Raw genomic sequence first — 26,464 nt, forward strand, 5'->3', positions numbered from 1 at the left:
TTCACCAGCTTGACCTATACTGGAGTTATGTCCAGTAGAGGAGGCGACGTCATGGCACGCAACCCTATCCAGTTCCAGCCCGGCCTGTCGTTGCCGGCGCTTCTTGAGCAGTACGGCACGGAATCGCAGTGCCAGACCGCCCTCCTCCAACATCGCTGGCCCAAGGGGTTCGTGTGCCCCGACTGTGGCAATGCCACCGGATGCCGGCTGTCCCGGGGGCTCTACCAGTGTCACCGCTGCCACCATCAAACCTCGCTGACCGCCGGTACCATCTTTCATGCGACACACTTGCCGTTGACCACCTGGTTCCTGGCCATTTACCTGCTGACCCAGCGCAAGAGTGGTATCTCGGCACTACAACTGTCCCGGGAGCTTGGCGTCGCCTACAACACGGCCTGGAAGCTTAAACACAAGCTGCTGCAGGTCATGCACGGGCGCAACCAGGGAGAGAAGCTCTCCGGGCGCATCGAGATCGATGACGCCTACCTGGGCGATGAACGGCCGGGAAAGCGCGGTCGCGGCGCTGAGCACACGTTCCCGTTTGTGGCGGCCGTACAAACCGATGAGGCGGGCCATCCGCAGCGTGTCCAGCTTCGCTGTGTGAGCGGCTTTAGCCTTGTCGAGATACGTCGCTACGCTCAGCAGGCCATTATACCTGGCAGCCAGGTCATCAGCGACGGCCTGGGGTGCTTCCGAGCCTTCGATACGTCCACCTACGTACATGAGCGCCATATCACCGGTGGTGGACGTGCCAGCGTGGCGAACCCGGCGTTCAATTGGGTCAACACTGTACTGGGCAACGTCAAGAACGCGATCACCGGGACCTACTATGCCATCCGTGGACAGCATGCACTTCGCTACCTCGCCGAGTTCAAATACCGCTTCAACCGGCGCTAAGACCTCAAGGCCATGCTTCCACGATTTCTGACGGTGGCAACCCGGACACCACCGATGCCTTACAGGCTGTTGAAGATGGCTGAAGCTTATGCGTAATCAGGTATACTTTTATATGTATTGCGTTGCGGTGAAGAAGGCATACAGTTATTGCAGACTTTCTGCTTGGTTATAGAAAGGTTATTAAAACGACAATGTTGGTGGCTTAGGCACGCCTACTGACTTATTACCTTTATTTTAGGCGTGGAGCCTCAGCATGGCCAATTCTCGCCAAATAACTCCTGAGCAGCTGCGTTCACGTTACTGGTTCGATAATCCCGACCACCCCGGTACCACGGCGCTTTGCATTGAGCGCTACCTTAATTACGGCATCACGCTGGGTGAGTTGGCCAGTGGTAAGCCAATCATCGGTATTTGCCAGTCAGGGTCTGATTTAACCCCGTGTAATCGCCACCACATTGAGCTGGTCAAACGGGTGAAAGACGGTATTCGCGCGGCGGGAGGGGTCCCCTTTGAATTCCCCATGCATCCTATTCACGAAAACGTGCGTAGGCCTACTGCCGCGCTGGATCGTAACCTCGCTTATTTGGGGCTAGTGGAAGTTTTGCATGGGTACCCACTAGACGGCGTGGTATTGACCACCGGCTGCGACAAAACTACCCCCGCTGCGCTAATGGCGGCGGCGACAGTCAATATCCCGGCAATTGTACTGTCTGGCGGGCCAATGCTAAATGGCTGGCGTGGTGCCGAGCGGGTGGGCTCGGGAACGATTATCTGGGAGCTGCGCAAGCGTTTGGCAGCGGGTGATATTGACTATGCAGAGTTTCTCTCACGGGCTAGCGATTCGGCGCCGTCCATTGGTCACTGCAATACCATGGGCACGGCGTCGACGATGAACTCCATGGCTGAAGTATTGGGGATGAGCCTGCCAGGATCGGCAGTCATACCGGCCCCCTACAAAGAGCGGGCAATGGTGGCTTATGACACTGGCATACGGATTGTCGATATGGTGTGGGAAGACTTGCGACCGCTGGATATTCTGACCCGAGAAGCGTTTGAAAACGCCATTGTGGCGTGTTCTGCACTGGGTGGCTCCTCCAATGCACCAGTGCACATTAACGCCATTGCCCGCCACGCGGGCGTTGAGCTTGATAATGATGATTGGCAGCGTTTAGGCCATAAAATCCCGCTGCTGGCCAATGTATTGCCCGCAGGCGCCTTCCTTTGTGAGGAGTTTTATCGCGCCGGTGGCGTTCCCGCGATTCTCCATGAATTACAGACGGCAGGTAAATTGCACGGCAAGGCGACGACGGTCAATGGTCATTCACTGGCCGAAAACCTTCAAGGCCGCGAAACCCAGGATACTGATGTGATTTGTCGCTATGCCGACCCGCTGGTCGAGCATGCCGGGTTCCTCAATCTCAAAGGCAATTTATTCGACTCAGCGCTGATGAAAACCAGCGTGATATCCCGGGATTTTCGTGAGCGTTTTCTTAATGATCCCAATGACCCCGATGCCTTTGAAGGCAAGGTCGTGGTTTTCGATGGGTCTGAGGATTACCATGCGCACATAGACGATCCTGCGTTGGCTATCGACGCACGTACCATTCTGGTGATGCGCGGTGCTGGTCCGGTGGGCCATCCTGGCAGCGCCGAAGTGGTTAATATGCAGCCGCCGGAAGCGCTGATCAAACAAGGAATTGAATCGCTGCCACGTTTGGGTGATGGGCGCCAATCGGGTACTTCTGGCTCGCCATCCATTCTCAATGCGTCTCCAGAAGCCGCCACGGGTGGCGGTTTGGCGCTGCTTGAAAGCGGTGACCGGCTGCGGGTTGATCTTAAGCGTGGCGAGGTGCAGCTACTGATTGACGCAACTGAACTGGAAGCACGCTGCGAGCGTTTAGCCCAGCAGGGCAGCTACCGTTACCCCGGTCACCAGACTCCCTGGCAAGAGATTCAGCGCAGCATGATCGAACTGCTGGATCGCGGTATGACGCTAGAACCTGCGACTAAGTATCGCGATGTCGCTCGCCAGCACCCGCCGAGGGATAACCACTGACATGAGCCGTTTCAACACCTTGTCACATCGCCAACAGGGGTTAGTGCTGACCGGTGGGGGGGCACTGATCATGGCCCCCGATGCGCTGTTGATTAAGGTGGCCGATCTCCCTGATGCGGAAATACTCATGTGGCGCGGTTTCCTTTCTGCGCTTGGTTTTCTTCTGATCGCTCTGCTGCGCTATGGCCGTGGCACCTTGGCGGCCTATCGCCGCTGTGGCTGGACCGGTATCGCCGTTGCACTGTTGTTCAGCCTGACGACCTGTGGTTTTGTGCTCGGTAATCAGTACACCAAGGCGGGCAACGTATTGATGATACTGGCCAGTTCGCCACTCATCGCCGCGGCCCTCTCCTGGGTAATTCTCAAGGAACGTTTACCACGGCGAACCTGGCTGGCGATCTGGCTGTGCATGGTGGGAATCGGCATGATCGCCCTGGATGATGCAGGCGCTGGCTCTTGGGTAGGCAACGCCTTTGCTTTGATGGCGGCCACCACCCTAGCCATTAATTTCACGTTATGCCGCACGCGCCCCGGTGTTGATATGAGTCCGATGTTGGTCTTTAACGGCATTATTGTCGGTAGCATCGCAGGGCTATTTTGGCTCACGGGGAGCGAGTCTGTACTGCCGACTCCGAATCAGCTTGCGGTGGTGATCCTGCTGTGCCTGATTATTGTTCCCTGCGGGGTAACCCTGCTGCAGCGCGGGCCCCTCTATTTGCCCGCCGCTGAGGTGGGCCTGCTGCTTTTGTTAGAAGTGGTGGTCGGTACGTTGCTGGCCTGGTGGATTCTTGCTGAGCAGCCGGCACCAATGGCACTGGTTGGCGGTGTTTTGGTACTTGGCACTTTGTCTGCTAAGGGGCTCTATGAGCGCCGGCTAGAGTTGAGGCTGCGAGCGGACGCCGATCCAACGCTGCGAGTAGCGACAGACCGGTCGGTTACGTTATGATTGGTAGGAATTAAAACAGGTCTTATCATAATGACGTTATCTCTTATCAAGCCAGCAGCTCGCCCCAGTATCGCCGAACATCTTGCTGAGGAGATCTTCGGCGGGCGCTATCATCCCGGTGACTTTGTGCCTCGTGAGCTGGATCTATGCGAGCGCTTTGCTATTAATCGCTCCGCCGTACGCAGTGACCTTCGCCAATTGGTAGAGGCGGGCATTATTGAGCGTATCTCCGGTCATGGCTCCAAGGTGCGTGAGTACTCTGAATGGCATATTCTCAATGCCCAGGTGGCCGACTGGTTGACGCGTTACGCCGCGCCTAACCCCGATATCCAGCGTGAAATCCTCGCTTTTCGTCTCGATGTAGAACCTTATGTTGCAATGACCGCCGCCAAGCGTGCCAAGGCACGTGACCTCGTCGCCATCGAAGAAGCCTTTGAAGGGCTAGGGCAGAATCTGCGTAATGCCACTTGCCAAGAGGAACGGCGCTTACACAGTGAATGCGATATTGCGTTTCATGAGGCGATCTTCAAAGCGACGCACAATATCGTCTGGGCGCAGCTATCGCATATTTTGCGGCCCTCAATCTACTTGCTGGTATCCATGTCTAACGAAAGTGCTTCAGATCCTGAAGATAGTCTGGAGCGTCACCGTCTACTGATGGAAAGTATTCGCCTGCGCCGTCCACGTGAAGCTTTCTTGGCGGCTCAAGCGGTATTGGCGGGTACCGCCGAGGCGCTGGGGCTTGAGCATAGCGCCAGCTCACTGGGGTGCAGCGTGGAACTACCTCATACAGCTTACTAAGCCCTTTTCTCGGTTTCCAATTACTATTTCCAATTTCTGTGTCCAATTAAGCTAAGGCAACCGTATATCTGACGCTGCTATCGTCCTGGTGGGCGTGGGTAAAATTGCCCGCGACCAGCATCTTCCGGCAATCGCCGCGACTCCTAACTGCCGTCTCGTCGCCACCGCAGACCCCAATGCCACTTTGCCGGATGTTCCTTCCTATAAGGCGTTGGATGCTATGCTGGATGCACACCCTGAGATCGCCGCCGTGGCGATCTGCACGCCGACCCACCTGCGCCACTCTCAGGTGCGTGCTGCGCTGATGCGCGGCAAACATGTGCTGCTTGAAATGCCGCCGGAAGCCCTCATCAAGCAGGGCGTGGAATCGTTGCCTTGCCTGGGCGATGGTCGTCAGTCCGGCACATCGGGTTCACCCTCGATCCTCATTGCCTCACCCGAGGCGGCCACCGGTGGCGGACTTGCGCTGCTGGAGAGCGGTGACTGGTTGCGTGTCGACATCGGCCGCGGCGAGGTTCGCCTGAAGATCGATGACGACGAACTCAAGGCACGTCGTGAATGGCTAGAAGCCAATGGTGGCTATCGCTACCCGGGTCACCAGACGCCCTGGCAGGAGATTCAGCGCACCCTGGTCGAGCCGCTGGGCCGCGGCATGACGCTCGAGCCGGCCACCAAGTATCGCGACGTCGCCCGGCGCAGCCGACCATGCGACAAGCACTGACTTAACACCAACCTAGCACCAACTCCGCATCGCTTCGCCAGCCTTGCAGTGCGCTTGGCTGGTGGAGTACGTGCGGATATGGGCCTGACCTAGCTCTTTGTTGCAGCCGGTGATCTTGGACACCTGACCTTCCAGCGGAAAATGATTCAGGGTTGCTCCCCTTGTCACGAAGTATGGTTCATATCGTCAGTCCCCTGATGACCTGCGGCAGTTCACTGGCATGACGGATCGCGATGGCGCCGGCCGGTGTCGCTTCATTATCGGGAAAATGGTTGAGATGAATGACCCGCATGCCGGCTTCCAGTCCGGCTGCCACCCCCACCGCGGCATCGTCGATGACAACGCAGTGCTCGGGGGCGACGCCCATCCCTTTGGCGGCTTTCAGAAACAGCGCGGGATCGGGTTTCCAGACACCCAGCGTGTAGGCACTGAACAGGTTGTCAGCGAAATGATGCGCTAGTTTGGTGCTTTGCATGGCGCAACGGATCTTCCGCTCCGGGCCGTTGGAGACGATGGCCTTCGGGTACTCGGACAGGGCGTCGAGGGCCTCGGGGATGCCGGCGATGGCGACGAGCTCGGCGCGCATTCGCGCTTCCATCGCCTCGCGCATTTCCGCTTCCATCACCGGATAGCGACCCTCTTCGAGGGCCTGATGGCGTTCTTCCAGCGTCTCGATGATCGACTTGAAGCGCACCCCGCGGAATTCTTCCATGTACTGGCGAGCGGTAAAGGGCAGGCTGAAGTTGGGCAGAAGCTCACACATGACAGTGGCGAGCAGGATCTCGCTGTCAACCAGTGTGCCATCAGAATCGAAGAGCAGGCAGAGCGGCTGGGTCATTTCCGGCTCCAGGCAGCGTCATTGACCAGGCTGATCGGGCGCTCGCCCTTCAGGGCCAAGCAGATGTTGTCCACCGCTCGCTGCGCCATGGCCAGTCGGGTTTCGTGGGTCGCCGAGCCGATATGCGGCAGCGCCACGACATTGGACATGTGCGGCAACGGCGATTCCGGCGACAGGGGTTCCTGCTCGAAGACGTCGAGGCCGGCGGCGCGGATCTCACCCTTCTCCAGCGCCCCGATCAGCGCCGGCTCATTGACGACCTTGCCGCGCGAGACGTTGACGAAGATCGCCGAGGGCTTCATCAAGGCGAATTCCCTGTCGCCGAACAGATGCTCGGTCTCGGCCGTGAGTGGCACTGTGACGCAAACGAAGTCGGACTCGGCGAGCAGGGCGTCGAGCTCGCGCCGCTCGGCGCCGCGGGAGCTTTCCAGGGCTGGCTTGGGCGAGGCGTTGGAATACAACACCTTCATTCCGAAACCCAGCGCGCCGCGCGTGGCGATGGCCGCACCGATGCGTCCCATGCCGACCATGCCTAGCGTCTTGCCGTGCACGTCGCTGCCGAATTGCGGCTCATCGATGCTCGCCTGCCAGTCGCCACGCTTGACGAAATCGGCGAGTTCGATCGCACGCCGCGCCGTGGCGATGATCAACAGGAAGCCGGTATCGGCGGTGGTCTCGGTGAGCACATCCGGGGTATTGCACAGCAGAATTCTCCGGCGCGTCATTTCCTCGACCGGATAGTTGTCATAACCCACCGAAATGGTGGCGATGGCCTCCAGCTGGGGGGCCGCATCGAGGAGGGAGGCGGGGATCTTCAGGCTAGAGCCGATCAGGCCGTGAGCGCTCTTGAGTGCCTCACGGAAGGCCGTGTTATCGATCGACTCGAGATGCTCGAAGTAATCGACGTGAAATTCCCGCCGTAACTGGTCGAGCTGGGCTTGCTTGAGGCGGCTGAACGCGACGATGCGTTTGGTCATGATTCTGTCTTTGAGAACATAGCGGGTCGTTCAGGTTGAAGGGGTGATAAGGTTGGAGAGGTCGGAGGCCTTCTCAGTCGTCCGGTGCGGCTTCCAGTGCCTGCAGCCGCGAGCGACTGGGCAGGCCTTCCATATCGCCGCGGACCTGAACCGCCTGGGCACCGATCAGGTTGCCGCGGCGAAGTGCCTGGCGAGGTGACAGGCCGTCGAGAAAAGCGCTGATAACCCCCACGGCGAAGCCATCACCGGCCCCGACAGTGTCGACTACTTCGGTTACCGAGAAGCCCGCGACGGTGAAGCTCGTCTCCTTGTCACCAAGCCTGTCATCACCGAACCCGTCATCTCCGAGCTTGCCCCGGTAATAGCTGCCCTCCGGCCCCAACTTGATGATCACCGCTTGTGCGCCGCGATCGAGATAGAAGCCGGCGATGTCATGGGGCGTGTCGAGGCCGGTCAGGCGTCGGCCTTCGCTGAGGCCCGGCAGTACCCAGTCGGCCCTGGCCGCCATGGCATTCAGCGTCTCGCACATCTCGGTCTCGCTGGCCCAGAGGCCCGGACGCAGGTTGGGATCGAAGGAGATGCTGACACCGGCGGCCCGGGCGCGTTCCAGCATGTGCCAGGACAGGTCGCGACAACTGGCCGATACGACTGGCGGAATGCCGGTGGCGTGCAGGTGTCTTGCCGCACCGAACGCCACACCGGCGGCGTCGGCTGGCGACAATTGGCCGGCGGCGCTGTTGCGTCGGAAATATTCGACTCGCGGGTCGGCGCCGGCATCGGCGCGCTCCTTGAACACTAGACCGGTGGCATGGTTCGCGCTGCTGTGAAGATGCCGGCAGTCCAACCCTTCGTGTTCCAGGGTGCGACGAATGTAGCGCCCGAAGCTGTCGTCACCGACCCGACTCAGCCAGCCGACGTGAAAGCCCAGGCGCGCCAGGCCGATGGCCACGTTGGTGTCGGCACCGGCGATACGCCGCTGGAAGTGTTCAACGTCCGACAGTTCGCCTACCGAGTCGGCAACGAACATCGTCATGGCCTCACCGAAGGCGAGAATCTCGGGGTCGGTCCGGTGGGATGACATATCGTTTCCTCTTGCAGGTGGCGTCTGGAGAAGCGCGTTCGTGGAGGTCTGAAGTCTCGGGTCACTATATCATTAATTGATATGGGTGCGGCTCTTCTGGAGTGACAGCTATGCTGCCCGCAGGGTGATCGTATTGGCGTAGCGGGCCTGGTGAATGCGGTCGTGTTCTTGGGCAAGGTGGTAGGCCCAGTACTTGTCGAGGTCGCCGTTGCTGCGTAGTGCGCGGGTTTTGAGGATGGCTTCCACCGTGCGCCGGTTATGTCGATCCGGTCAGCCACGATGTGGCGGCAGGCACCTTCGATAATGCCGGTGGCGATGGCCAGTCCAGGTGTTAAGTCTTGTTGGTCAGGTAGGTTGCGCAGGTATCGGCTGCGGTGCGGTGGCCGCGGTCCAGGCAGGCGACCTGGGTCGCTTTGCCGGCGAGGACGGCGCGGGCCTTGTGTTGGACCCAGGTCTCGGCGACGAGGTCGCTCTCGCTGTGGAAGCACCAGGCCGCTTTCCAGAGGTATTCCAGCACGTGGATGAAGTCGATCAGGATGGTGATTCCGATGTTGTGCTGGTGTGCTTCGGCCCTGATGCGGTTGATCTGGTTGTTGCCGTCGACGAGCGCGATCCAGGTGCGCTGATGACCGGGGTCCCGGCGCCCGGCCTCGTCGAAGATCTGCCCGACCACTGTGGCGGCGGCTTCGACGAGGCTGGCGGTGAGCCACTTGTGTACACCCAGCATGGGTATGAACTAATGGGGTGAAAGTCCTCTGTGGGAAGATCACCGTTCAGCCGGTTTTACCCGATTGAACGCTAACCACTAGTGTCCCTTAACAAAAATCCGTATAGATAATTATTCCGTCCTGTATAATCTGACAAACAGACACAGGAGAGGTGCTCATGGCGCGGATAGCTAGACCCCTTGAAGTAAGTGACTCTGAGCGAGAGGAGTTGGAGTCGTGGTTGCGGCGACAACGCATGCCTGCGGCTGAACAGTTGCGAGCGCGCATCATTCTGCTAAGTACTGAAGGCCTTCCAGGCAGGGTGGTCGGTGACCGCGTTGGGGTGACCTCCGAAACGGTGAGTAAGTGGCGAAACCGTTTTAAGGCGCGCCGGGTTGCAGGCCTGACTGATGCGCCCAGAACCGGTCGGCCTCGAACCATAAATGATCAAAAAGTTACTGATTTAATTAATAAAACGCTCAGGGAAAAGCCAAAAAATGCCACCCACTGGTCGACGAAGCTGATGGCAAAAGAGGCCGGATTGAGCGCTATGTCGGTGAGTCGAATCTGGAGGGCTTTTGGTTTGAAGCCGCATCGCCATGATACGTTCAAGCTGTCTACCGATCCCCATTTTGTAGCCAAGGTTCACGATATCGTTGGCTTGTACATGAACCCACCAACGAAGGCGTTGGTGCTGTGTGTCGATGAGAAAAGTCAGATACAAGCTATCAATCGAACTCAGCCAGCGCTGCCCCTGTCCTTCGGGCACACAGAAACCAGAACACATGATTACGTCCGACATGGCACCACGACGCTGTTCGCGGCACTTGATATAGCGACCGGGGAAGTGATCGGCAGACTTCATCGCCGACACCGTGCAACGGAATTCCTGGCCTTTTTAAAAGAGATTGATCGCGCCGTCCCACACGATTTGGACGTTCATCTAGTCATGGACAATTACGGGACACACAAAACGGCAAAGGTGCGCGCCTGGTTTGCCGCGAGGCCGCGCTATCACGTGCATTTCACGCCGACTTCAGCATCCTGGATCAATCAAGTCGAGCGGTTCTTTGGGCTGATTTCAGAGCGCTGGATTAAACGAAATTCACATCGCAGCACACGTGAGCTTGAGAGCTCGATCAAAGACTATCTGAAGATTTACAATGACGACCCGAAACCCTTTGAATGGCATAAATCTGCCGACCAGATTATTGAGTCAATCGCTAGATTATCAGACAAACTCAATAAACAAACGGACTTCTGTTAAGGGACACTAGTGCCTCGTTTGGGTAATTCGTTTATTTATTATTGATAACACTCAGCTTTGCTCGCGCCACCGATGTCATAATGGATTCTGCGCTTTTATACCAGCGAAAAGGCTTTGTCAGCTTTTCATTGTGCGTCTTGATGCATCGGCGAATGGCTGTCTTGAGTTCACCAACCTTCGGTTTGGCCATTGCCCTACAATTGAATGGAACCTGTCAGCCTTAGCGCCCAAAACCACATTCAGTGACAGCGTACTGGTCAGTCCAAACCAACACAGAAAAAGCATCTAATTGCTAGGGGCTGTTGACAATTCACATCGGTAGCCATAGAAACGCGCACGCCAGAGACACGATGCTCTCATAATTTCGAGCAAGCTTGTCATATCTGATGGCGACGGCCCGACAATGCTTGAGTCTGGCAAACGCGTTCTCCACCAGATGTCTGAGCTTGTACAGCTGCCAGTCGAGTCCCTTGTTGCCCTTGATCGAATTTTTCTTTCTGGGAATAATAACGCTCATTCCGAGGGCTTCTGCCTCAGCGCGTATCGTCTGACTGTCGTATCCTTTATCGGCTATTAGTATCTGTGCACCTTCAATTTTTTTGATGAGCGCGGGCGCTTCTGTACAGTCATTGATGTGCCCGCCTGTGATGGTGAATACGTGCGACAGACCTTTAGCATTGATGGCCAGATGGACCTTGGATGTGTTGCCAGCTCTGCTTTTACCGATGTGTTCATCGTGACCGGCGGCGGCTCCGGCGCTGTGGTGGTGCGCTTTTACATCGCGGCCATCAATGAAGACCAGCTCCAGGTTCGAGTCGGTTGTCAGCCCACTAAAGAGCTTTTTCCAGATGCCTTTTTTCGACCAGTGATTGAACGCCTTGTAGATGGAGTTCCACTTGCCGAAATGCTCTGGCAGATCTCTCCATGGTATGCCAGTACGCATTCTGAACAGAATACCTTCGACTGTCCTGCGTAGGCCTGCCTTGTTATTTAAAGCAGGTCTGTACGTAGTCCATTCTAGCCTTAATGTTGGCTCGGCTAGCCCGGCAATGCCGGTTTCTACAATATAGAGCGAGCCTGCAGAAGGCTGCTCGGTATTCAGCCCTTCTTGGGCAGTAGTGATATAAAGCTGCTCCTGGGTTGGCCCGGCGAAGGCTTGGCAGGAGGGCTGGCTGACCGGCAGCTGTACACTGCCAATCACCTGGCCGTCATAGTTCAAGCGTACCACTTGACCCGCACCCCCGAGGCTAGCCACAGGCAACCTTCGCTATCCACCACGGCGCCGTCCGGATTGCCTGGCGTTGAGGAAAAGTCAGCCCAAGGCGTCGGTCCACCTTTTGGCCGTCCATCGTTATCAAGCGCCCAGCGCATCATAACGCCTGTCACGGTATCGGTGAACCAGGCAAACTTGCCATTGGCCGAGAAGCACAGTGCATTGGGAATGGTCAGACCAGAACGCAAACGCGTGAGTTTACCGCGATGCAGTCGGTAAAGACTACCCGCGCCTTTTTCGGCGGCCTTGCCCATGCTGGAGAGCCATAGGCTGCCGTAGCGATCAGTGCGGGCATCGTTGCTTCGGGTGATTGGGTTATCAGCTTCGAAATCACAAAACCTTTCATTATTACCGCTAATGAGGTCGAAGCGACTCAGGCGATCTTCGCCGACTAGCAGCGGGTCGCCTCTCATCAAGGGGCGCTGCCAGTGAAACCATGTGATCAAGCTGATAATAGCCATTCTCTCCCGTAGCGGGGGGATAGCCAGTAGAGCCGTTGCTCTAAAATATTGCACCAGTAGAGTAGTTCGCTGCTCGCTTGCCATTGAGGGCCTTCACCCAGCATACAGCGGCAGTCTACTGACAACTCAGCTTGCCACGTAGAGATACTCATGTTTTTCCTCCTGCTAGCCAGGCATCGACCAGCGCTTGGGCTTGCTTGCCCACATGTAAGGCAGTTTGGCCGGGTTTATACAGCGCGCTGCCAAGGCCGGCACCATCCACTCCTGCGGCGCGCCAAGCGGCAAAATTATCCACGCCGACGCCGCCCACGGCATATAGTAGTGTGCTCGTTGGCAGCACTGCGCGCACGGCTTTCATACCCTCTAATCCTACCTGAACCGCTGGGAATAGCTTGAGCCCGGTAGCGCCCGCATCTAGGGCATCGAAGGCTTCCGATGGGGTGACAATCCCCGGCCAGCTCGCCATGCCAAGCCGATGCGTCTCTTCAATCACGGGCGCGCGACAGTTAGGTGAGACGATCAATCGCCCTCCGACTGCGTGAACGTCACGCACCTGAGCAGGCGTTAGCACCGTGCCTGCCCCAATCAGAGCGCGCTCGCCAAAGGCATCCACCAACCGGCGAATGCTTTCCAGCGGGCCCGGGGAATTGAGAGGCACTTCAATCTGGGTGATGCCAGTGGCAAGCACCGCTTCGGCGACTTCAATGACTTCGTCGGGCGTCACACCACGCAAAATACCGATCAGTGGCAACGTCATAGGAAATCTCTCCATTAACAGTTAGCAGCATGAAGCAAGGCCGAGCAGCATTAAGCCTTCAGCGCTTTGTGGGCGAGCCGAAGGCCTGCCAGTACGGCCACGTCGCCCTCCAGATGCTGCGTCTGAAAGCCGATCGTATTGAGAGCCAAGGTGTAGCGATGGCAAAGTTCTTTATTGCCAATCAGTGTTATCGGCTCGCCATTCGGGCGGTCATGGCAGGTACCGGCAAGCTCAAGCCCTATGGTAAGCCCCGAAAGCCGTGCTGAGAGCACAGCAGCTCGCGCCTTGCCAGAGGGCAGGCGGCCATCGAGTAAATCTTGAGCGCGTAGCCCGAATAGCCGGCTACTAAACGTTTCGGGCGCATCATTGATCTCGCTTACTGCTGAGATAAAGGCGTCATGGCAAGCGGGGTCGTTTAGGTCGTCGCTGCCAACCGAGTGTTGCAGAACCGATTGGTGTGCCAGCAGTTGGTATAGCTCACCGGTTAGATAAGTTGTAAACTGCGTTACCGCACCCGACTCAAGAGTCGCCCATTTGGCATGCGTGCCGGGCAGGCAAGCGAGGCCGGAAAAGGCGGGGGTTTCGGCAACCAACCCTGCCAGTTGCGTTTCTTCACCGCGCATAACATCCGAATGACTAGAGGCGCTGCAAGTTTGGCTTAAACCGGGGAGCAGATAAACACGCAGCTGGGCGCCTGCCAGCGTCGGCAACACTGCACCTTGGGTGAGCTGATCTAGCCGCGTAGGTACCGGCAAATAAGCGGCTTCTTGCCAGCCTTGGCGGGCACCCGCCATGCCACAAACGATCACTTCTATCTGCCCACTACCGGGCAGCCATTCGCCGATTAGGTGCAGCAGCTCGGCTTCATACTGGTCGGGGGTAAGCGACAGCATGCCCTTATCACTGCCGGCTTGGGCAATCACGTGGTCGTGTTTATCTAACCCCCAGGCGCGCAGGTTGCTGGAACCCCAGTCCACGGCAATCCAGGCCAACTGACTAGCTATCTCTGCAGCAGTATCACTCATGATTAAGTTTCATGGCTGATAGCATAACTCACCACTCCGCTATAGATCCGTCTTCATGGGTCCAAACCGGGTTGCGCCAGCGGTGGCCTACCTTGGCACGCTCCTCAACGAATTCTTCATCAATTTCAACGCCAAGCCCTGGGCCTTGGGGGATCGCGCAGAAGCCGTCTTCAATCGCCAGTGCTGATTTATCCACCAAGTAGTCGAGTACGTCGTTGCCCTGGTTGTAGTGAATGCCCATGCTCTGCTCTTGAATAAAGGCATTATGGCTCACCGCATCCAGCTGTAGCGAAGCGGCTAATGTCAGTGGGCCTAATGGGCAGTGAGGGGCGAGGGCAACATCATAAGCGGAAGCCAGCGCGGCTATTTTGAGGCCTTCGCTGATCCCGCCGCAATGGGAGATATCGGGCTGAATAATGTCGATCATTCCATCGGCCAGCAGGTCACGGAATTGGAAGCGTGTATGCAGCCGCTCGCCGGTGGCCAGTGGGTAACCCAAGCCACCGGCGATATTTTTCAAGCAGGGCAGGTGCTCGGGGGCAACGGGTTCTTCCACAAACATTGGGTGGAAGGGCTCTAATTCGCGCAGCAGCGCTTTGGCCATGGGTCGATGCACGCGACCATGAAAGTCGATGCCAATGCCGACATCAGGACCTACCGCATCGCGGGCTTCCGCTACTCGGGCCACGGCTTCATCAACCTTGCGGTGAGAATCAACAATTTGCAGTTCAGGCGCGCCGTTCATCTTAAAGGCGGTAAAGCCTTTTTCGACCAGCGCTTTGGCCCCAGCGCCGACGTCACTGGGGCGGTCGCCGCCGGTCCAGGCGTACATACGCATCTTGTCGCGCACGGCGCCGCCTAATAGCTGGTGAACCGGCACACCTAAATCGCGGCCTTTAAGATCCCAGAGCGCCTGATCAATACCGGCAATCGCACTCATCAAAATGGGTCCGCCGCGATAAAAGCCGGCGCGATACATCATGTTCCAGAGGTGTTCGATGCGGTGCGGATCTTGGCCGATCAGGTAATCGGAGAGTTCATGCACGGCGGCCTCAACGGTGGCAGCGCGGCCTTCAATCACCGGCTCGCCCCAGCCGTAGCAACCTTCGTCGGTCTCGATCTTGAGAAACAGCCAGCGCGGGGGAACTTGCCAAGTCTTAAGACGGGTAATTTTCACAGTGTGAAATCCTTTTGTAAATCGAGAATTAACTGACGATGCCAAGGTCGATGGCCGTGCGACGGAGTACTTCACGCGCGGCGATTTCCGCAGCGGCTGCATCGCGGTGACGAATGGCCTCAAGCACCTGGCGATGGCGCGCCAAGCTGTCGTCAAGAATGTTGGTACGATGCTGTGAGCGGTGAATCAGTGCCATAATAGAGGGGCGCAATAGATGGCCCATTTGACGCCAGACTAAATTGTGGCTGGCCCGGTACGTGGCGTCGTGGAAGGCGACGTCGTACTCGGCATGCTCAGCGCGGGACTCAACACTGCCCGCTGTTTGCGCCATGCCTTCAAACGCCATTTCTAGGCGTTGGATATCGTCCGCCTCTGCGGTTTGGGCGGCTAATCCGGCGACTACTGGTTCAGCGGAAAAACGAAACGCGTAAATAGCACGCACAAGCTGCGGGTCAAGGTTGACCAAGCCGGTCATCCATTCGCTCATTAACGGGTCAAGCAAGTGCCAATCGTCTATCTGTCTAACCAGCGTGCCGCGACCAGCAGTGCGTTCTAGCAATCCGGCAGCGGTTAGGCTGGCCAGGGCATTGCGTACCTGGTTGCGGCTGACGGCAAAGTGCCTGCTGATATCAAGCTCGCGAGGAAATCTATCTCCCGGTTGCCAACGGCCTGCCAGCAATGCCTGAGCGAGTAATCTCGCTAAATATTCAGCCCCACCCTGGTGGGGCGGTAGCGTGTCCAGGGTCATGGTGCATCTCTTGTTAGGTTGGCGTTGAGGGTAGTCTATTAAATATCTGACATTTAAACAAACAAGCCACTTTAGACTTAAGTACTGGTTATACGTGTGCCGTGGCAGGGGACTTAAGCGCAAAATGGCGCGTCTGTGTTAGGCGCGCCATTTTGCGTTTGTGGTCTATTGATCGTTCAGAGATTTCTTTCCTTATGGCAACATTTTCACGTGTTGGCAGTGCCGTATAGGCGCCGTCCAGCAACTGCGTAACCAAGCTAATATCTGCTTCACCGCCTAGTCACAGGTTGTTGCGCAGGTTGGCGTCTACACTGACCAAACAGCCTGCGCGCTTTGCCATGGTGGTCATCGCTAAGGTAACGTCGGCAATCTTTGGGTCGGTCAAACTGTTGCTGCAGAGGTGGATAATGGCGGGGTTCTCAAACACGCCGTGGGGTAAATGCTCAAGGCGGTAAAGCAAATCAGCGGCGGGCGGGCGTTTAAAAATCAAAGGTGCGCTCGTCAACCTCATCCCGAGAAACAAACGCCAGCGCCGTGCGCGCTTGCTGAGTGAACACAACCCCGCTGGTGTCCACACCGTGACGTTTGAGTTCACGCACCAAGAAATACCCAAACGTATCATCGTCCACCATGCCTAGAAACTGGCTAAGAGTCTGCGCGGTAGAAGTTTTCGAGACGGTTCTCCAGCCTCAACCGGATGCTCCAAGTCGCACTATTTCGGGTGATGTTCTGCAAAGGCTCGCTGCGCTTCAGAATGTGGCCAATGGAGCGCTTGTACGGGTAGCTCTGGCCTCGGTGAGACTCGATTAAGCGCCAAGCAAGCCCAGGCTTCTAGTCGAAGCGCACCAGAGTCCTCATGCGCCTCAGGTCCAATGCAAGACAGACCAGATCCCATTCGCCTTTCGCCGCAGCAAGCCCCCGCATACTGAACTGGCGGAAACCCAGACTGTTATTGATCTAACCGTTCACAGTCTCGACCAGATGCTTGCGCTGAAAGTAGATCGCCCGCCCCTCTGGGGTAGCAAACTTCCGGGCCATTCGTGTCGTGGCCGGATACCGGGTCTCGTCGGGTTTCACACCCCCTTACCTTCTCTGCGTAACGAGACATAACCGTCAATACCCTTCTCTTCCAGGGCCTGAAGATCCTCTTTCTTACGGTAGCCCGAATCGGCCAGACGCTGCTCCGGCTGGCCTCCCAGGTTGCTTCTATCCCGTCCAACAGTGGCACCAAACGGCCGTTATCACTGGCGTTGTTGTCTTGATGGTTAGCGACGATAATTTGGAACTCGCCATCGACTTGCGCCTGCTCCGCTTCCAGTTTGGCTTTCGCTGCCCGAATCTTGCTTAACCGCGACTGGCGATGTTGCAGCTCTTCCGGCAATTCATCGCCCCGCTGTGCCGGACCAAATTGCTCGTCTTCTGCTTCATCCACAGCCCGAGCCTGGCCACAAAGCTCATCTACTTCTTTCGACAAGCGGGCTTCTTCCTCTTGCATACACCCGTAACTCCTGGCTTTGTGCTTGCTGGCATTCGCCTTTATCTTGGTGCCATCAATCACCAGCGCTCCCAGACGAATCAGCTCCGCCTCCCAGGCAATCTGGATGACCTGAACAAACACCTCTCTGAACGCACCCAAGTGCTGTTTGCGGAAATCGCACAAGGTTCGATGCCTGGGGAAATTGTCGGCCGCCAGCACGCGAAAGGCCAGGTCTTCTTCCAACTTCCTGGCAATCTTACGGGAGGAAAAACACTGTTTGCGTAAGCATAGATCAGGACTTTCAGCATCATGCGCGGATCGAAAGGCGACTTGCGGCGCCCGTCTCCTTCGTAGCGAGCGTAAAAGGCGCTTAAGTCCAGTTCTTCGACAACGTCACTAATGAAGTAGGCCAGATGGCCTTCGGCCAGCCATTCGTTAAGACTGGCCGGCAGCAACAACTCCTGATCTGGCGAATAAGGTCGAAAACTCGTTCCCATCACATCTATTCCGCAGTTCGAGAAAGTCCGCCTATTATGTCATAACAACGTTTCTACCGCGCAGACTCCTAGTTCAGATCTCCGCATAGCGACAAAGTTTACTATATATAAATGGAAGGTATGCTTGTATGACAAGTATGATAGGAGAGAGCCTCAGGCAGTCTCATCAGAGCCCCTTCAAGCGCCGCCTTCTTGACGGCGAGGCGTGGCTGGGCCTGGCCAATCCCTACACGGCCGAGATGGCGGCCACGGCGGGATTCGACTGGTTGCTGCTGGATGCTGAGCATTCGCCCAGCAATCTGAAAGGTCTGCTGGGCCAGCTTCAGGCCATCGCCCACTACGCCTCCCATCCCATCGTGCGGCCCCCGGTCGGAAACTCGGTGCTGATCAAGCAGTACCTGGGCATCGGGGTACAGACCCTGCTGGTGCCCATGGTGGAGACGGCCGGCCATGCTGCCGGTCTGGTAGAGGCCATGCGCTATCCACCTCGGGGGGGTTCGCGGCGTAGGCCATGTGTTGGCGCGGGCGGCTCACTGGGGGCAACGGACGGATTATCTGGATCGGGCCGACGACGAGCTGTGCCTGCTGGTGCAGGTGGAAACCCTGCAGGGCCTGGAGAACCTGGAGGCCATCGCCGCCACCGAGGGCGTCGACGGTGTCTTCATCGGCCCGGCGGATCTCTCCGCCTCCATGGGGCATCTGGGTGACCCAGGTCATCCCGAGGTGCGTACGGCGATTCACCACGCCTTCACGCGACTGCGTGCCGTCGGCAAGGTCGCGGGCATCGTTACCGTCGACGAGGACGAGGCCAGGGGCTATCTCGATGTCGGTTGCGGCTTCGTCGGCGTCGGCGTCGATACCCTCCTGTTGATGAAGGCGATGAAGGGGCTTGCCGAGCGGTTCTGGGGGTCCTGACCTGACATCGAGAGGATCGTTATCTCATCGGCAAGGAAGGATCCGACCCGCGTTCATCAGGCCATCCGGATCGAAGAGCGTCTTGATGCCCCGCGCATGCTCGAGTTCCATCGGCGAGAGTCGCGACATATAGGTTGCCTGCTTGGTACGGCCGATGCCGTGCTCGGTGCTGATGCTGCCATCGAAGCTGTCTAGCACCGCGAACAGCTTCATCTCCAGCGCGTGCAGGTGGTCGTGCTCGGCGGCCGGATATTGAAGTGCAGGTTGCCGTCGCCGATATGGCCATAGGCGATGATCTCGCAGTCGGGCGAGGCGTCCATTACTACCTCACTGGCCTGTGAAACGAAGGCGGGAATCGCCGAGATCGGCACCGAAATGTCGGTTCGCAGATGCTCGCCGTGCAGGCGCTGGCCTTCCAGCATGCTCTCTCGGAATTGCCACAACTGCAGTGACTGACTCTCGCTGCTGGCCGGAACGCCATCGAGGATCAGCTCGTGCTCCATGCCTTTTTCTAGCAGTTGCTCGAGCATAGTGCCCAGATCCACCGGCCCGGTGGCGGCGACTTCACATCAGCACTTACTAGGGATGGGCCTTGTCCATGGGGTCGCGCAGGCTCGGGGTGGTCACCTTGGCAAGCTCGATACAGCGACGCGGGATCAGTTCGAAGGCCGTGAGCAGGTCACTGCAGCCACGCCGGGCCGGGACGTAGAGATCGACACCGCCTCTACGGAGGGCAGCCCAGCAACGCGGTGCGACTCTGTTCGGCCCTCCGTAGAGATCGACACCGCCTCTACGGAGGGCAGCCCAGCAACGCGGTGCGACTCTGTTCGGCCCTCGGAACCAGCTTGAGAACGGCGCCGGAAACGATGTCCATGGCCCCTCGCTGCCTAGAAACAGTTGCTTGAGGTCGAGTCCGCGGTTGTCCTTGTGCAGGGCATGCAGGCCGTCCCAGAGACGACCATCCGGAAGGACCAACTCCAGGCCGAGGACCAACTGGCGTATCAAGCCGTGGCGCTGGACATTTAGGTCGCCGGCATTGGTGGCGATCTGGCAGTTGCCTTGGGCCCCCAGCGAGAGCGGAAAGTCGCAGGCGTGTTCGGCGGCGGCCTGTTTGACGGTCTCGAGAATGCAGCCGGCATCCACCGTCATGGTGAAGTTGACAGGGTCGATGTCGCGAATGCGGCTCATGCGCTCCAGGCTGATCACCAGCTCACGCCCGTCGCGGGCGGGCATGGCACCGGCCACCAGGCCGCTGTGACCCCCGGGGCGTCATGGCAACGCCATGCTCACGGCAGAGTGTCACTATCTCGTCGAGCCGCTGCTCGATGATCGCCAGAAGGGAGGTGTTGTCGCTCATTCAGGCATTCTCCTGCCAAGCGCCGCCGTCGGGAAAACGGTGATCGGTCAGTGAGGCGTCGTGCATGGTGATGCTGTAGCCCGGCGCCTCGGGGACCTGGTAACGGCCGCATCGATCTGGCAGTAGTCGATGGCCTCGGCCCAGAGGAACTGCTTGAGCATTACTTTGTTGTGGCAGTGCTCGCCGGTGACCACCTCGATGGGTGCCACACGATGGCGCATCTTGGCGACGGTCTCGTCGACGTCCCAGACCTGGATGGCATCCATCATCAGGACATTTTCCCAGCCGATCTCTTCGCGCAGCAGGGCGGCACGACGAATGTCCTCTTCCAGGTCGCCGCCGATCTTCTGCTTGAAGTGGGTCCAGCCCTCGGCCAGGGCGTTGCGTGCCAGTTGGCGAACCTTGTCGTCGGTATAGCCGAGCCAGCCCGCCGAGGTGATGTAGCCGGGAAAGCCGTCGCGGCGCATCTCGGCCTTGCCGGGCTCTCGCTCGCGAAGCAGGACGATGGCTTCCTCGGGCGTCAGGGCATCGGTGACGAAGCGGAAGTCGAGGCAGCGCACCAGCTCCTCGGGGCTCATGTCGGCCAGCAGTTTCCAGATCGGCTTGCCGGCCCGCTTGGCCCAGAGGTCCCAGACCGCATTGACCGGGGCGGCGGTGGCGAGGTGAATCGCACCCTTGTCGGCGCCGATCCAGCGCAGCTGACTGTCGCCGGTGATCTCGCGTCAGAGGGCACTCATGTTGGCGATGATCGCCTCCAGCGAGCGGCCCTCGATGAGCGGGGTGAGCGAGCGCACGGCGGCAACGACGATCTCGTTGCCGCGGCCGATGGTGAAGGTCAGGCCGTGGCCCTGGGTGCCGCTGTCGTCACGGTGTGCAGGACCACATGGGTGGCGGAGTAATCCGGCGCGGCGTTCATGGCGTCCGAGCCGTCCAGCGAACGCGAGGTTGGGACATGGATGTCCTGGACGTCGACGCGAGTGATAGTGGTCATGATGGTGTCCTCATAAGTGTCGTGGGGCGATGGCAGGAGGCGTTGTTGTCCTTGGCGTTGCCAAGCAGTAGGGCGCTGCGACCTTCCATGTCGTAACGGTTCACATCATTGCCCAGGGTGGCGCCCTTGACGCGACCTTCCGCGTCCATGGCCAGCACGATCTCCGACTCCGGGTTGTTCCATTGTGATGACGGATGCAGACCCACGGGGCTGCCGAAACCCACCAACGACAACGGCTGGGCCTTGGTGAACACCTTGGCATCAGAGCCGATGCCTACCTTCATGTACTGCGACCAAGCGCCTCGGGCCTGCTTGAGGGCCATGGCTTCTTCGGAGCCGGGCACGATGCGCGACAGGTCTTTGCCGATCAGCGTTTGCAACTCCTCGCGCAGTTCGACGGCGCGGGCCGGGGTCGTCGCCAGCCTGCTCCTCGATCACTCGCTCCATCAGACTGACCGCGAAAATCACGCCATAGCCATTTACCGTCGGGACGTCGCAGGGAGCGAGTAGGTAAGAGGCATTTGGCGAGGTGCCAAGCGAGTTGGTGAGTGATATCGATGACCTCGCCATCGCGTACCGCGACCAAAACCGGACCGACAAGGGTCAAATCGCGCGAGGCGAGCCCGATCAGTAGCGCTGTGGATAGATCGGCAGGTATGAAATTTTCTGGAGACGGGGGCATAACGGCTCCGAGTGGCTAATGTGAGTGTCTAAAATAGCGGGCTAACTTTCGCCTACGGCACACGCGATGTCGTAATGTATGACAGGTATGCTAGGATCATTATGGCAACCCAACGACGACTTCCAGGCTATAGCCAATCAGGAGAACAGCATGTTCGATGAAATGAAAGGTAAGCGGGTACTGGTGACCGGCTCGAGCCGCGGTATCGGCGCGGCAGTTGCCAGGCGGCTCGGGGGGCTTGGTGCGCGAGTGGCGGTGCATTATCACCGCAGCGAAGGGCCGGCCCAGGCGGTCTGCGATGATATCCGCCAGGCAGGGGGCGAGGCCTTTCTGATTCAGGGCGATGTCAGCCGCTCCAGCGAAGCCACCGCGATCGTCGATCATGCGGCGGAACAACTAGGTGGGCTCGACCTGCTGATCAATAATGCCGGCGACATGCTGGGACGCGTCAGCCTAGATGAGATGGACGATGAGCATTACGACCGCGTCATGGACCTCAATGCCCGCTCAGTGGTGATGGCCAGCCGGGCGGCGCTGCCCTACCTGCGCCAGGCCGGGGCCGGCAATATCATCCATACCGGTTCGATTGCGGCGCGCAATGGCGGTGGTCCCGGCGCGGGTCTCTACGCCTCGGCCAAGGGTTTCGTCACCACCCTGACCCGCAACATGGCGAAGGAACTCGCCGGCGACAACATCCGTGTCAATGCCGTGGCACCCGGTGTGATCACCACGGATTTCCATGAGCGTCACTCCAACGATGCTCAGATGGACGCCGCGCGTGCCACTATTCCCCAGGGCCGTCTGGGTAGCGCCGAGGATTGTGTCGGCGCCTATCTGTTCCTGGCGACCGATGCCCTTAGCGGCTACATCACGGGGCAGATCATCGAGGTCAATGGTGGGCAGTTGATGCCATGAGTCACATCGGCCAGTACGACATCGCCATTACCATGGGGGACCCGGCGGGAATTGGTCCCGAGATCATCTGCCGTGCCGTCGCCGCCATGTCGCCGTCGGCGCGTTCTGGCACGCTGCTGGTCGGCGATCCGGCGATCTTTCGGCGTGCCGCGCAAACGATCAGTGCCGAGCTGGATTTCGCTCCCCTGGATACCGCCGACGCCCCGACAGGCAGTGTGGCAGTGGCGGTAGTCGAGGCGCCCGCCGATGTCGCGATTCCCGATGGTGAGATCAGTGCCGGTGCCGGCGACATGGCCTTTCGCTGCATCGCCACGGCCGTGGAACTGGTGCAGAACGGTCGGGCCGGGGTGATCGTCACGGCGCCTCTGAACAAGGCGGCACTGCATGCGGCCGGTCATTATTATGATGGCCACACCGGAATGCTGGCCGCGCTGACCGGTGCACCGTCGTCGTTCATGTTGCTGGCCTCAGAGCACCTGTCGACCCTGCACGTGTCGACCCATGTGTCGCTGCGCGAGGCCATTGACCGGGTGACGCCCGAGCGGATCATCGCCACCGTCGAGGCCGGGCACGAGCATCTCAAATCTCTGGGAATGGCCAATCCGCGCATCGCGGTGGCCGGCCTCAATCCGCACTGCGGCGAAGGCGGTATTTTCGGCGACGAAGACACACGCTGCATCGCACCGGCCGTCGAGGCCCTCAAGGCGCGTGGGTTCGACGTCAGTGGTCCGATCTCCGCCGACACCGTCTTCTATCGCGCCTCGCAGGGTGAGTTCGACCTGGTGGTGGCTCAGTATCACGATCAGGGCCATATCCCGGTCAAGCTGATTGCCTTCGACACCACCGTGAATGTCAGCCTCGGCCTGCCGATTCGACGCACCTCAGTGGATCATGGTACCGCCTTCGACATTGCCTGGCAGGGCAGGGCGGACGCGACCAACATGGGCGCGGCCATTGCCTATGCGCATCGCCTGGTCGCTGGGACCGTTGCCGAGAGCGGGGCCGGTGTGCGTGAGTGAGTGTCGAGTGGCGATCGTCGCCGACGATCTGACCGGCGCGCTGGACGCCGCGGCACCCTTCGCCCAGCGCGGCGCGACCACACGCGTGGTCGTGGCGCTGGAGCGGCTGGAAGCCTTGCTGGACGCGTGGCGAGGGGCGCTGCCGGAGGTGATCGCGGTGACGACCGAATCACGCCATCTGACCGCCTCGACGGCGGCCGAGCGCGTGGTGCGGGCCACCCAGATACTCGCCCGCCTGGCGCCAGCCGTATGGTTCAAGAAGATCGACTCGACACTGCGCGGCCAGGTGGTCGCCGAAAGCCTGGCGATGCGCCAGGCCTGTGCCCGACGGCTGTTGCTCGCCCCTGCCGTGCCCTCACAGGGCCGCACGACCTGCGATGCCCATATCATCGTGAACGGACGACTCCTGGAGACCACCGACTTTGCCCGTGATGCGCGTTCTCGCCCTCCTAGTGGTGGGCTGGACGCCTTGTTTTCCGCCGCTGGATTACCCCTGACGCGCCATGCTCCCGGGCAAATACTGCCCGCAGCAGACAGCGTAGCTGATGCTAAGACTGACGCTGACCTCGATGCCTTGGCCGGTGGAATCATCGATGGTCAGGATGCGTGGCTGGCGGTAGGCGCCGCCGGGCTGAGTCGCGCCCTGGCACACGTCATGTTCGGCGAGACGGAGTCGCGCCCCGTTTATGCGCGATTCACTGGCCTCTGGCTGGCCGTAGGCTCGCGCAGTGAGCGCGCAGCGCAGCAGGTGGCTACCCTGCGTCGTGTCGCGCCCGAACTGCCGGTTGTGATAGGCGCCGGTGATGTGCCGGTCGAGGCGCCTTTCCTGTTGCTGCTTTGCAATACCGACGAGACGCCCCGCGAGGCGGACGAAGTAGCGGCAATGCTGGCCGAAGCACTCACCAAGGGTATGGCAACGGCCACGCAGCGCCTTTATCTGATGACCGGTGGCGATTGTGCCAGTGCGCTGATGAAGGCCTTGGGTGCGAGTTACGTGGATGTCGCGGGCGAATGGGAGCCGGGAGTCGTGTTGGGATATCCGCAGGGTAACCGGGAATGGCCTTTGTTGACTAAGGCGGGCGGATTCGGTGATGAATCCTTGTTGGTACGCCTTCTGCAACATCTGGCGTAGACGCGACGCCAGAGGTTGCATTGCTAAGTATAGTCGACTAGATTCGAGTGTGATGGTATGACACGTATACAGGTAAGCCATCTTCCTTTTTCTACCTGTCACCTAACAAGTCTATTCCCAAATAATTCATGTCAAGGATAACAATAAAATGGGCAACACCAGTTTTCGACTCAAGAGTTTTCATCGTCTCGCTATCGGCACCGTCCTGCTGGCCGGGATTAGTTTCGGCGGGCAAGCCTTCGCTGAGACGCTCAATTTCGCCCACGTCTATGAAACATCAGAGCCCTTTCATGAATGGGCCCTATGGGCGGCCGATGAGATCAAGGAGCGCACTGATGGCCGCTACGAGATCGAGGTCCATGGCGCCTCGACGCTGGGCAAGGAAATCGACATCAACGAGGGCCTTCAGCTTGGCACCGTAGACCTGATCTTCACCTCTAGCCAGTTCGCCGGGCGCTTCTACGGTCCCATCGGCATTGCCGGCGCGCCATATATGTTCCGCGATTTTGACCATTGGCTTGCCTATGCCGACAGCGACCTCTTCGATGAGCTCGCCCAAGGCTATAAGGACAAAACCGGCAACGTGCCGTTGGCCATGAACTACTATGGGCGTCGCCACGTGACTTCGAATAAGCCAATCAATAAGCCGGAGGATATGAAAGGTCTTAAGATCCGCACGCCTAACGCGCCGCTGTACATGATGTTCCCAGAGGCGGTAGGTGCCAATCCGGCGCCTATCGCTTTCGCCGAGGTCTACCTGGCCCTTCAACAGGGGGTTGTGGACGCTCAGGAGAACCCGCTGCCAACCATTCGCGCCAAGGCTTTTTACGAGGTGCAAGATTACATCAATCTGACAGGCCACATTACCGACTCGCTGATCACCATTGTCGGTGGGCCGCTGTGGAACCGTCTTTCCGAAGAGGACCGGGAAATCTTCCGCGAGGTCTACAAGGAAGCCGGCCAGAAGATCACCGCCGATATTCTCCAATCCGAAGAGGACCTCGTCGCTTGGTTCAAAGATCAGGGTGTGACCGTCAATGAAGTCGACGTCGCGCCATTCCGCGAAGCGACCGTGCCGTACCATAACGGTGAAAATGCTACTTGGGATCAAAAGACCTACGATCGTCTCCAGGCGATCGGTCAGTAGGACTCTCCTCGTTGCCGACACGCCACCCCTTCAATGGGGTGGCGTCATCTTCGGAGCTAGAAAATGACAATGAAAAAATGGCCAGCCGAGGAGCCCGGTTTCCAGATCGAGGAAGAAGATACTTTCGAATGGCGAGACTACGGTATAGAGGATTACGCCACCCTGGCGGTGTTCTGGTTGCTGGCGCTGGATGTGTTCATGCAGTTCTTCAGCCGATATGTACTTGGGAACTCGATCGCCTGGACGGAGGAGATGGCTCGCTACCTGCTGGTGATCGTGGGCTTCATGGGCGGCTCCATGGCCGTACGCACTGGCACGCAAATTTGCGTCGAGTTTTTCTATCGCTACATGCCGGGATGGATGAGTCGACTGCTCGTGATCCTCGTGGATTTCGTCAGCATCGCCTTCTTCGCCATCGGAGCCTGGACCACTTGGAAACTTGCCGACTTGACCACGTCGTTGATGACGTCCGTCGATATCCCAAAGAGTTTTCTCTACTACTTCGTTCTGGTGGGTTTCCTCTTGATGTTGGGGCGGTCGATCCAGATTGCGATACTCCACTGGCGCAATCGTAGCCCTGCACATCCTGACATCCCATAA

26 protein-coding genes and 8 pseudogenes are annotated in these 26,464 nt (G+C 58.7%); 13 read left to right on the forward strand and 21 right to left on the reverse strand.

The features are described 5' to 3' along the window. Nucleotides 1-51 precede the first annotated feature (51 nt). The 6 genes and pseudogenes from MIH18_RS16420 to MIH18_RS16445 form a co-directional block, all read left to right on the forward strand. Nucleotides 52-993: pseudogene (locus MIH18_RS16420) on the forward strand (IS1595 family transposase). 157 nt (nucleotides 994-1,150) lie between these two features. Continuing rightward, the gene (locus tag MIH18_RS16425) at nucleotides 1,151-2,953 is read left to right on the forward strand and encodes an IlvD/Edd family dehydratase (protein WP_249012926.1); all 1,803 of its coding nucleotides are present in this window, start codon (nucleotides 1,151-1,153) and stop codon (nucleotides 2,951-2,953) included. A gap of 1 nt (nucleotide 2,954) precedes the next feature. After that, on the forward strand, nucleotides 2,955-3,899 hold the full coding sequence (locus tag MIH18_RS16430; RefSeq protein WP_249012927.1) for a DMT family transporter: 945 nt from the start codon (nucleotides 2,955-2,957) through the stop codon (nucleotides 3,897-3,899). A gap of 30 nt (nucleotides 3,900-3,929) precedes the next feature. Next, the gene (locus MIH18_RS16435) at nucleotides 3,930-4,700 is read left to right on the forward strand and encodes an FCD domain-containing protein (protein WP_249012928.1); all 771 of its coding nucleotides are present in this window, start codon (nucleotides 3,930-3,932) and stop codon (nucleotides 4,698-4,700) included. 88 nt (nucleotides 4,701-4,788) lie between these two features. Beyond that, nucleotides 4,789-5,028 (forward strand): annotated as a pseudogene (locus MIH18_RS16440) (Gfo/Idh/MocA family oxidoreductase); the annotation flags it as partial. A 6-nt stretch (nucleotides 5,029-5,034) separates the two neighbouring features. Continuing rightward, nucleotides 5,035-5,421 (forward strand): annotated as a pseudogene (locus MIH18_RS16445) (dihydroxy-acid dehydratase); the annotation flags it as partial. Nucleotides 5,422-5,599: 178 nt separating this feature from the next. On the opposite strand, the gene MIH18_RS16450 reads toward MIH18_RS16445, so the two are convergent. The 5 genes from MIH18_RS16450 to MIH18_RS16470 form a co-directional block, all read right to left on the reverse strand. After that, nucleotides 5,600-6,259, reverse strand: coding sequence for an HAD-IA family hydrolase (locus tag MIH18_RS16450; RefSeq protein WP_249012929.1), 660 nt, complete (start codon nucleotides 6,257-6,259; stop codon nucleotides 5,600-5,602). Further along, nucleotides 6,256-7,236, reverse strand: a complete 981-nt coding sequence (locus MIH18_RS16455) for a D-glycerate dehydrogenase (RefSeq protein WP_249012930.1) — start codon at nucleotides 7,234-7,236, stop codon at nucleotides 6,256-6,258. The genes MIH18_RS16450 and MIH18_RS16455 overlap by 4 nt, the downstream gene beginning before the upstream one ends. 73 nt (nucleotides 7,237-7,309) lie before the next feature. After that, nucleotides 7,310-8,317 (reverse strand): sugar kinase, encoded by a 1,008-nt coding sequence (locus tag MIH18_RS16460; RefSeq protein WP_249012931.1) that lies wholly within the window; start codon nucleotides 8,315-8,317, stop codon nucleotides 7,310-7,312. A 108-nt stretch (nucleotides 8,318-8,425) separates the two neighbouring features. After that, on the reverse strand, nucleotides 8,426-8,563 hold the full coding sequence (locus MIH18_RS16465; RefSeq protein WP_249012932.1) for a hypothetical protein: 138 nt from the start codon (nucleotides 8,561-8,563) through the stop codon (nucleotides 8,426-8,428). Between the two features lie 85 nt (nucleotides 8,564-8,648). Next, nucleotides 8,649-9,044: a hypothetical protein gene (locus MIH18_RS16470; RefSeq protein WP_249012933.1), complete on the reverse strand. Its 396-nt coding sequence runs from the start codon at nucleotides 9,042-9,044 to the stop codon at nucleotides 8,649-8,651. 158 nt (nucleotides 9,045-9,202) lie between these two features. Here MIH18_RS16470 and MIH18_RS16475 point away from each other — a divergent pair, with 158 nt between their 5' ends. Continuing rightward, nucleotides 9,203-10,291 carry an IS630 family transposase gene (locus MIH18_RS16475; RefSeq protein WP_249006263.1) on the forward strand — a complete coding sequence of 363 codons (1,089 nt, stop codon included), beginning with the start codon at nucleotides 9,203-9,205 and terminating at the stop codon, nucleotides 10,289-10,291. 31 nt (nucleotides 10,292-10,322) lie between these two features. Here MIH18_RS16475 and MIH18_RS16480 read toward each other — a convergent pair. The 10 genes and pseudogenes from MIH18_RS16480 to MIH18_RS16525 form a co-directional block, all read right to left on the reverse strand. Next, nucleotides 10,323-10,466, reverse strand: a pseudogene (locus MIH18_RS16480) (IS630 family transposase); the annotation flags it as partial. 135 nt (nucleotides 10,467-10,601) lie between these two features. Then, a complete protein-coding gene (locus MIH18_RS16485) occupies nucleotides 10,602-11,510 on the reverse strand; it encodes an IS5 family transposase (protein WP_283164745.1) in 909 nt (302 codons plus the stop codon). Then, complete coding sequence (locus tag MIH18_RS16490) at nucleotides 11,507-12,025, reverse strand: SMP-30/gluconolactonase/LRE family protein (protein ID WP_283164746.1); 519 nt, start codon at nucleotides 12,023-12,025, stop codon at nucleotides 11,507-11,509. The genes MIH18_RS16485 and MIH18_RS16490 overlap by 4 nt, the downstream gene beginning before the upstream one ends. 148 nt (nucleotides 12,026-12,173) lie before the next feature. Continuing rightward, on the reverse strand, nucleotides 12,174-12,782 hold the full coding sequence (locus tag MIH18_RS16495) for a 2-dehydro-3-deoxy-6-phosphogalactonate aldolase (protein ID WP_249012934.1): 609 nt from the start codon (nucleotides 12,780-12,782) through the stop codon (nucleotides 12,174-12,176). 50 nt (nucleotides 12,783-12,832) lie between these two features. Further along, complete coding sequence (locus MIH18_RS16500) at nucleotides 12,833-13,807, reverse strand: 2-dehydro-3-deoxygalactonokinase (RefSeq protein WP_249012935.1); 975 nt, start codon at nucleotides 13,805-13,807, stop codon at nucleotides 12,833-12,835. 28 nt (nucleotides 13,808-13,835) lie between these two features. Next, nucleotides 13,836-14,984: a galactonate dehydratase gene (gene dgoD, locus MIH18_RS16505; protein WP_249012936.1), complete on the reverse strand. Its 1,149-nt coding sequence runs from the start codon at nucleotides 14,982-14,984 to the stop codon at nucleotides 13,836-13,838. Between the two features lie 28 nt (nucleotides 14,985-15,012). Next, a complete protein-coding gene (locus MIH18_RS16510; RefSeq protein ID WP_249012937.1) occupies nucleotides 15,013-15,732 on the reverse strand; it encodes an FCD domain-containing protein in 720 nt (239 codons plus the stop codon). Nucleotides 15,733-16,012: 280 nt separating this feature from the next. Beyond that, complete coding sequence (locus MIH18_RS16515) at nucleotides 16,013-16,222, reverse strand: hypothetical protein (RefSeq protein WP_249012938.1); 210 nt, start codon at nucleotides 16,220-16,222, stop codon at nucleotides 16,013-16,015. Further along, nucleotides 16,212-16,364: a PfkB family carbohydrate kinase gene (locus MIH18_RS16520; RefSeq protein ID WP_249012939.1), complete on the reverse strand. Its 153-nt coding sequence runs from the start codon at nucleotides 16,362-16,364 to the stop codon at nucleotides 16,212-16,214. The genes MIH18_RS16515 and MIH18_RS16520 overlap by 11 nt, the downstream gene beginning before the upstream one ends. 199 nt (nucleotides 16,365-16,563) lie before the next feature. After that, nucleotides 16,564-17,706: pseudogene (locus MIH18_RS16525) on the reverse strand (transposase). 137 nt (nucleotides 17,707-17,843) lie between these two features. On the opposite strand from MIH18_RS16525, the pseudogene MIH18_RS16530 reads away from it, so the two are divergent. After that, a pseudogene (locus MIH18_RS16530) lies at nucleotides 17,844-18,621 on the forward strand (aldolase/citrate lyase family protein). 24 nt (nucleotides 18,622-18,645) lie between these two features. Here MIH18_RS16530 and MIH18_RS23960 read toward each other — a convergent pair. The 6 genes and pseudogenes from MIH18_RS23960 to MIH18_RS16555 all read right to left on the reverse strand — a co-directional run. Continuing rightward, nucleotides 18,646-18,834: an FAD-linked oxidase C-terminal domain-containing protein gene (locus MIH18_RS23960; RefSeq protein WP_283164747.1), complete on the reverse strand. Its 189-nt coding sequence runs from the start codon at nucleotides 18,832-18,834 to the stop codon at nucleotides 18,646-18,648. Continuing rightward, the gene (locus MIH18_RS23965) at nucleotides 18,831-19,151 is read right to left on the reverse strand and encodes an FAD-linked oxidase C-terminal domain-containing protein (protein ID WP_283164748.1); all 321 of its coding nucleotides are present in this window, start codon (nucleotides 19,149-19,151) and stop codon (nucleotides 18,831-18,833) included. Before MIH18_RS23965 ends, MIH18_RS23960 begins: the two co-directional genes overlap by 4 nt. 49 nt (nucleotides 19,152-19,200) lie before the next feature. Further along, a pseudogene (locus tag MIH18_RS16540) lies at nucleotides 19,201-19,872 on the reverse strand (FAD-binding oxidoreductase); the annotation flags it as partial. Nucleotides 19,873-20,025: 153 nt separating this feature from the next. After that, entirely contained in the window at nucleotides 20,026-20,556 is a 531-nt protein-coding gene (locus tag MIH18_RS16545) for an enolase C-terminal domain-like protein (protein WP_249012941.1), read from the reverse strand. Nucleotides 20,557-20,813: 257 nt separating this feature from the next. Beyond that, complete coding sequence (locus MIH18_RS16550; RefSeq protein WP_249012942.1) at nucleotides 20,814-20,969, reverse strand: hypothetical protein; 156 nt, start codon at nucleotides 20,967-20,969, stop codon at nucleotides 20,814-20,816. A gap of 35 nt (nucleotides 20,970-21,004) precedes the next feature. Next, nucleotides 21,005-21,494: pseudogene (locus MIH18_RS16555) on the reverse strand (fumarylacetoacetate hydrolase); the annotation flags it as partial. 307 nt (nucleotides 21,495-21,801) lie between these two features. Between MIH18_RS16555 and MIH18_RS16560 the strand changes: the two are divergent. From MIH18_RS16560 to MIH18_RS16580, 5 genes are all read left to right on the forward strand, one after another. Then, the gene (locus MIH18_RS16560; RefSeq protein WP_249012943.1) at nucleotides 21,802-22,566 is read left to right on the forward strand and encodes an SDR family NAD(P)-dependent oxidoreductase; all 765 of its coding nucleotides are present in this window, start codon (nucleotides 21,802-21,804) and stop codon (nucleotides 22,564-22,566) included. Beyond that, a complete protein-coding gene (pdxA, locus tag MIH18_RS16565) occupies nucleotides 22,563-23,585 on the forward strand; it encodes a 4-hydroxythreonine-4-phosphate dehydrogenase PdxA (protein ID WP_249012944.1) in 1,023 nt (340 codons plus the stop codon). The genes MIH18_RS16560 and pdxA overlap by 4 nt, the downstream gene beginning before the upstream one ends. Then, the gene (locus MIH18_RS16570) at nucleotides 23,527-24,717 is read left to right on the forward strand and encodes a four-carbon acid sugar kinase family protein (RefSeq protein ID WP_249012945.1); all 1,191 of its coding nucleotides are present in this window, start codon (nucleotides 23,527-23,529) and stop codon (nucleotides 24,715-24,717) included. The genes pdxA and MIH18_RS16570 overlap by 59 nt, the downstream gene beginning before the upstream one ends. Before the next feature lie 148 nt (nucleotides 24,718-24,865). Continuing rightward, on the forward strand, nucleotides 24,866-25,864 hold the full coding sequence (locus MIH18_RS16575) for a sialic acid TRAP transporter substrate-binding protein SiaP (RefSeq protein ID WP_249012946.1): 999 nt from the start codon (nucleotides 24,866-24,868) through the stop codon (nucleotides 25,862-25,864). 63 nt (nucleotides 25,865-25,927) lie between these two features. Beyond that, nucleotides 25,928-26,464 carry a TRAP transporter small permease gene (locus MIH18_RS16580; protein ID WP_249012947.1) on the forward strand — a complete coding sequence of 179 codons (537 nt, stop codon included), beginning with the start codon at nucleotides 25,928-25,930 and terminating at the stop codon, nucleotides 26,462-26,464.

Source organism: Marinobacter sp. M3C (assembly GCF_023311895.1).
GTDB lineage: Bacteria > Pseudomonadota > Gammaproteobacteria > Pseudomonadales > Oleiphilaceae > Marinobacter.

What these genes read in the sequence shown, in the direction of transcription:
- MIH18_RS23965 (WP_283164748.1), bottom strand. Translation starts at nt 19,151, where the DNA reads ATGCTCGAGCAACTGCTAGAAAAAGGCATGGAGCACGAGCTGATCCTC.
- MIH18_RS16455 (WP_249012930.1), bottom strand. Translation starts at nt 7,236, where the DNA reads ATGACCAAACGCATCGTCGCGTTCAGCCGCCTCAAGCAAGCCCAGCTC.
- MIH18_RS16580 (WP_249012947.1), top strand. Translation starts at nt 25,928, where the DNA reads ATGACAATGAAAAAATGGCCAGCCGAGGAGCCCGGTTTCCAGATCGAG.
- MIH18_RS16500 (WP_249012935.1), bottom strand. Translation starts at nt 13,807, where the DNA reads ATGAGTGATACTGCTGCAGAGATAGCTAGTCAGTTGGCCTGGATTGCC.
- MIH18_RS16490 (WP_283164746.1), bottom strand. Translation starts at nt 12,025, where the DNA reads ATGGCTATTATCAGCTTGATCACATGGTTTCACTGGCAGCGCCCCTTG.
- MIH18_RS16450 (WP_249012929.1), bottom strand. Translation starts at nt 6,259, where the DNA reads ATGACCCAGCCGCTCTGCCTGCTCTTCGATTCTGATGGCACACTGGTT.
- MIH18_RS16435 (WP_249012928.1), top strand. Translation starts at nt 3,930, where the DNA reads ATGACGTTATCTCTTATCAAGCCAGCAGCTCGCCCCAGTATCGCCGAA.
- MIH18_RS16520 (WP_249012939.1), bottom strand. Translation starts at nt 16,364, where the DNA reads ATGGTGGACGATGATACGTTTGGGTATTTCTTGGTGCGTGAACTCAAA.
- MIH18_RS16560 (WP_249012943.1), top strand. Translation starts at nt 21,802, where the DNA reads ATGTTCGATGAAATGAAAGGTAAGCGGGTACTGGTGACCGGCTCGAGC.
- MIH18_RS16570 (WP_249012945.1), top strand. Translation starts at nt 23,527, where the DNA reads ATGCGCATCGCCTGGTCGCTGGGACCGTTGCCGAGAGCGGGGCCGGTG.
- MIH18_RS16425 (WP_249012926.1), top strand. Translation starts at nt 1,151, where the DNA reads ATGGCCAATTCTCGCCAAATAACTCCTGAGCAGCTGCGTTCACGTTAC.
- MIH18_RS16475 (WP_249006263.1), top strand. Translation starts at nt 9,203, where the DNA reads ATGGCGCGGATAGCTAGACCCCTTGAAGTAAGTGACTCTGAGCGAGAG.
- MIH18_RS16545 (WP_249012941.1), bottom strand. Translation starts at nt 20,556, where the DNA reads ATGAGCCCCGAGGAGCTGGTGCGCTGCCTCGACTTCCGCTTCGTCACC.
- MIH18_RS23960 (WP_283164747.1), bottom strand. Translation starts at nt 18,834, where the DNA reads ATGAAGCTGTTCGCGGTGCTAGACAGCTTCGATGGCAGCATCAGCACC.
- MIH18_RS16550 (WP_249012942.1), bottom strand. Translation starts at nt 20,969, where the DNA reads ATGACCACTATCACTCGCGTCGACGTCCAGGACATCCATGTCCCAACC.
- MIH18_RS16495 (WP_249012934.1), bottom strand. Translation starts at nt 12,782, where the DNA reads ATGACGTTGCCACTGATCGGTATTTTGCGTGGTGTGACGCCCGACGAA.
- pdxA (WP_249012944.1), top strand. Translation starts at nt 22,563, where the DNA reads ATGAGTCACATCGGCCAGTACGACATCGCCATTACCATGGGGGACCCG.
- MIH18_RS16470 (WP_249012933.1), bottom strand. Translation starts at nt 9,044, where the DNA reads ATGCTGGGTGTACACAAGTGGCTCACCGCCAGCCTCGTCGAAGCCGCC.
- MIH18_RS16510 (WP_249012937.1), bottom strand. Translation starts at nt 15,732, where the DNA reads ATGACCCTGGACACGCTACCGCCCCACCAGGGTGGGGCTGAATATTTA.
- MIH18_RS16575 (WP_249012946.1), top strand. Translation starts at nt 24,866, where the DNA reads ATGGGCAACACCAGTTTTCGACTCAAGAGTTTTCATCGTCTCGCTATC.
- MIH18_RS16460 (WP_249012931.1), bottom strand. Translation starts at nt 8,317, where the DNA reads ATGTCATCCCACCGGACCGACCCCGAGATTCTCGCCTTCGGTGAGGCC.
- MIH18_RS16430 (WP_249012927.1), top strand. Translation starts at nt 2,955, where the DNA reads ATGAGCCGTTTCAACACCTTGTCACATCGCCAACAGGGGTTAGTGCTG.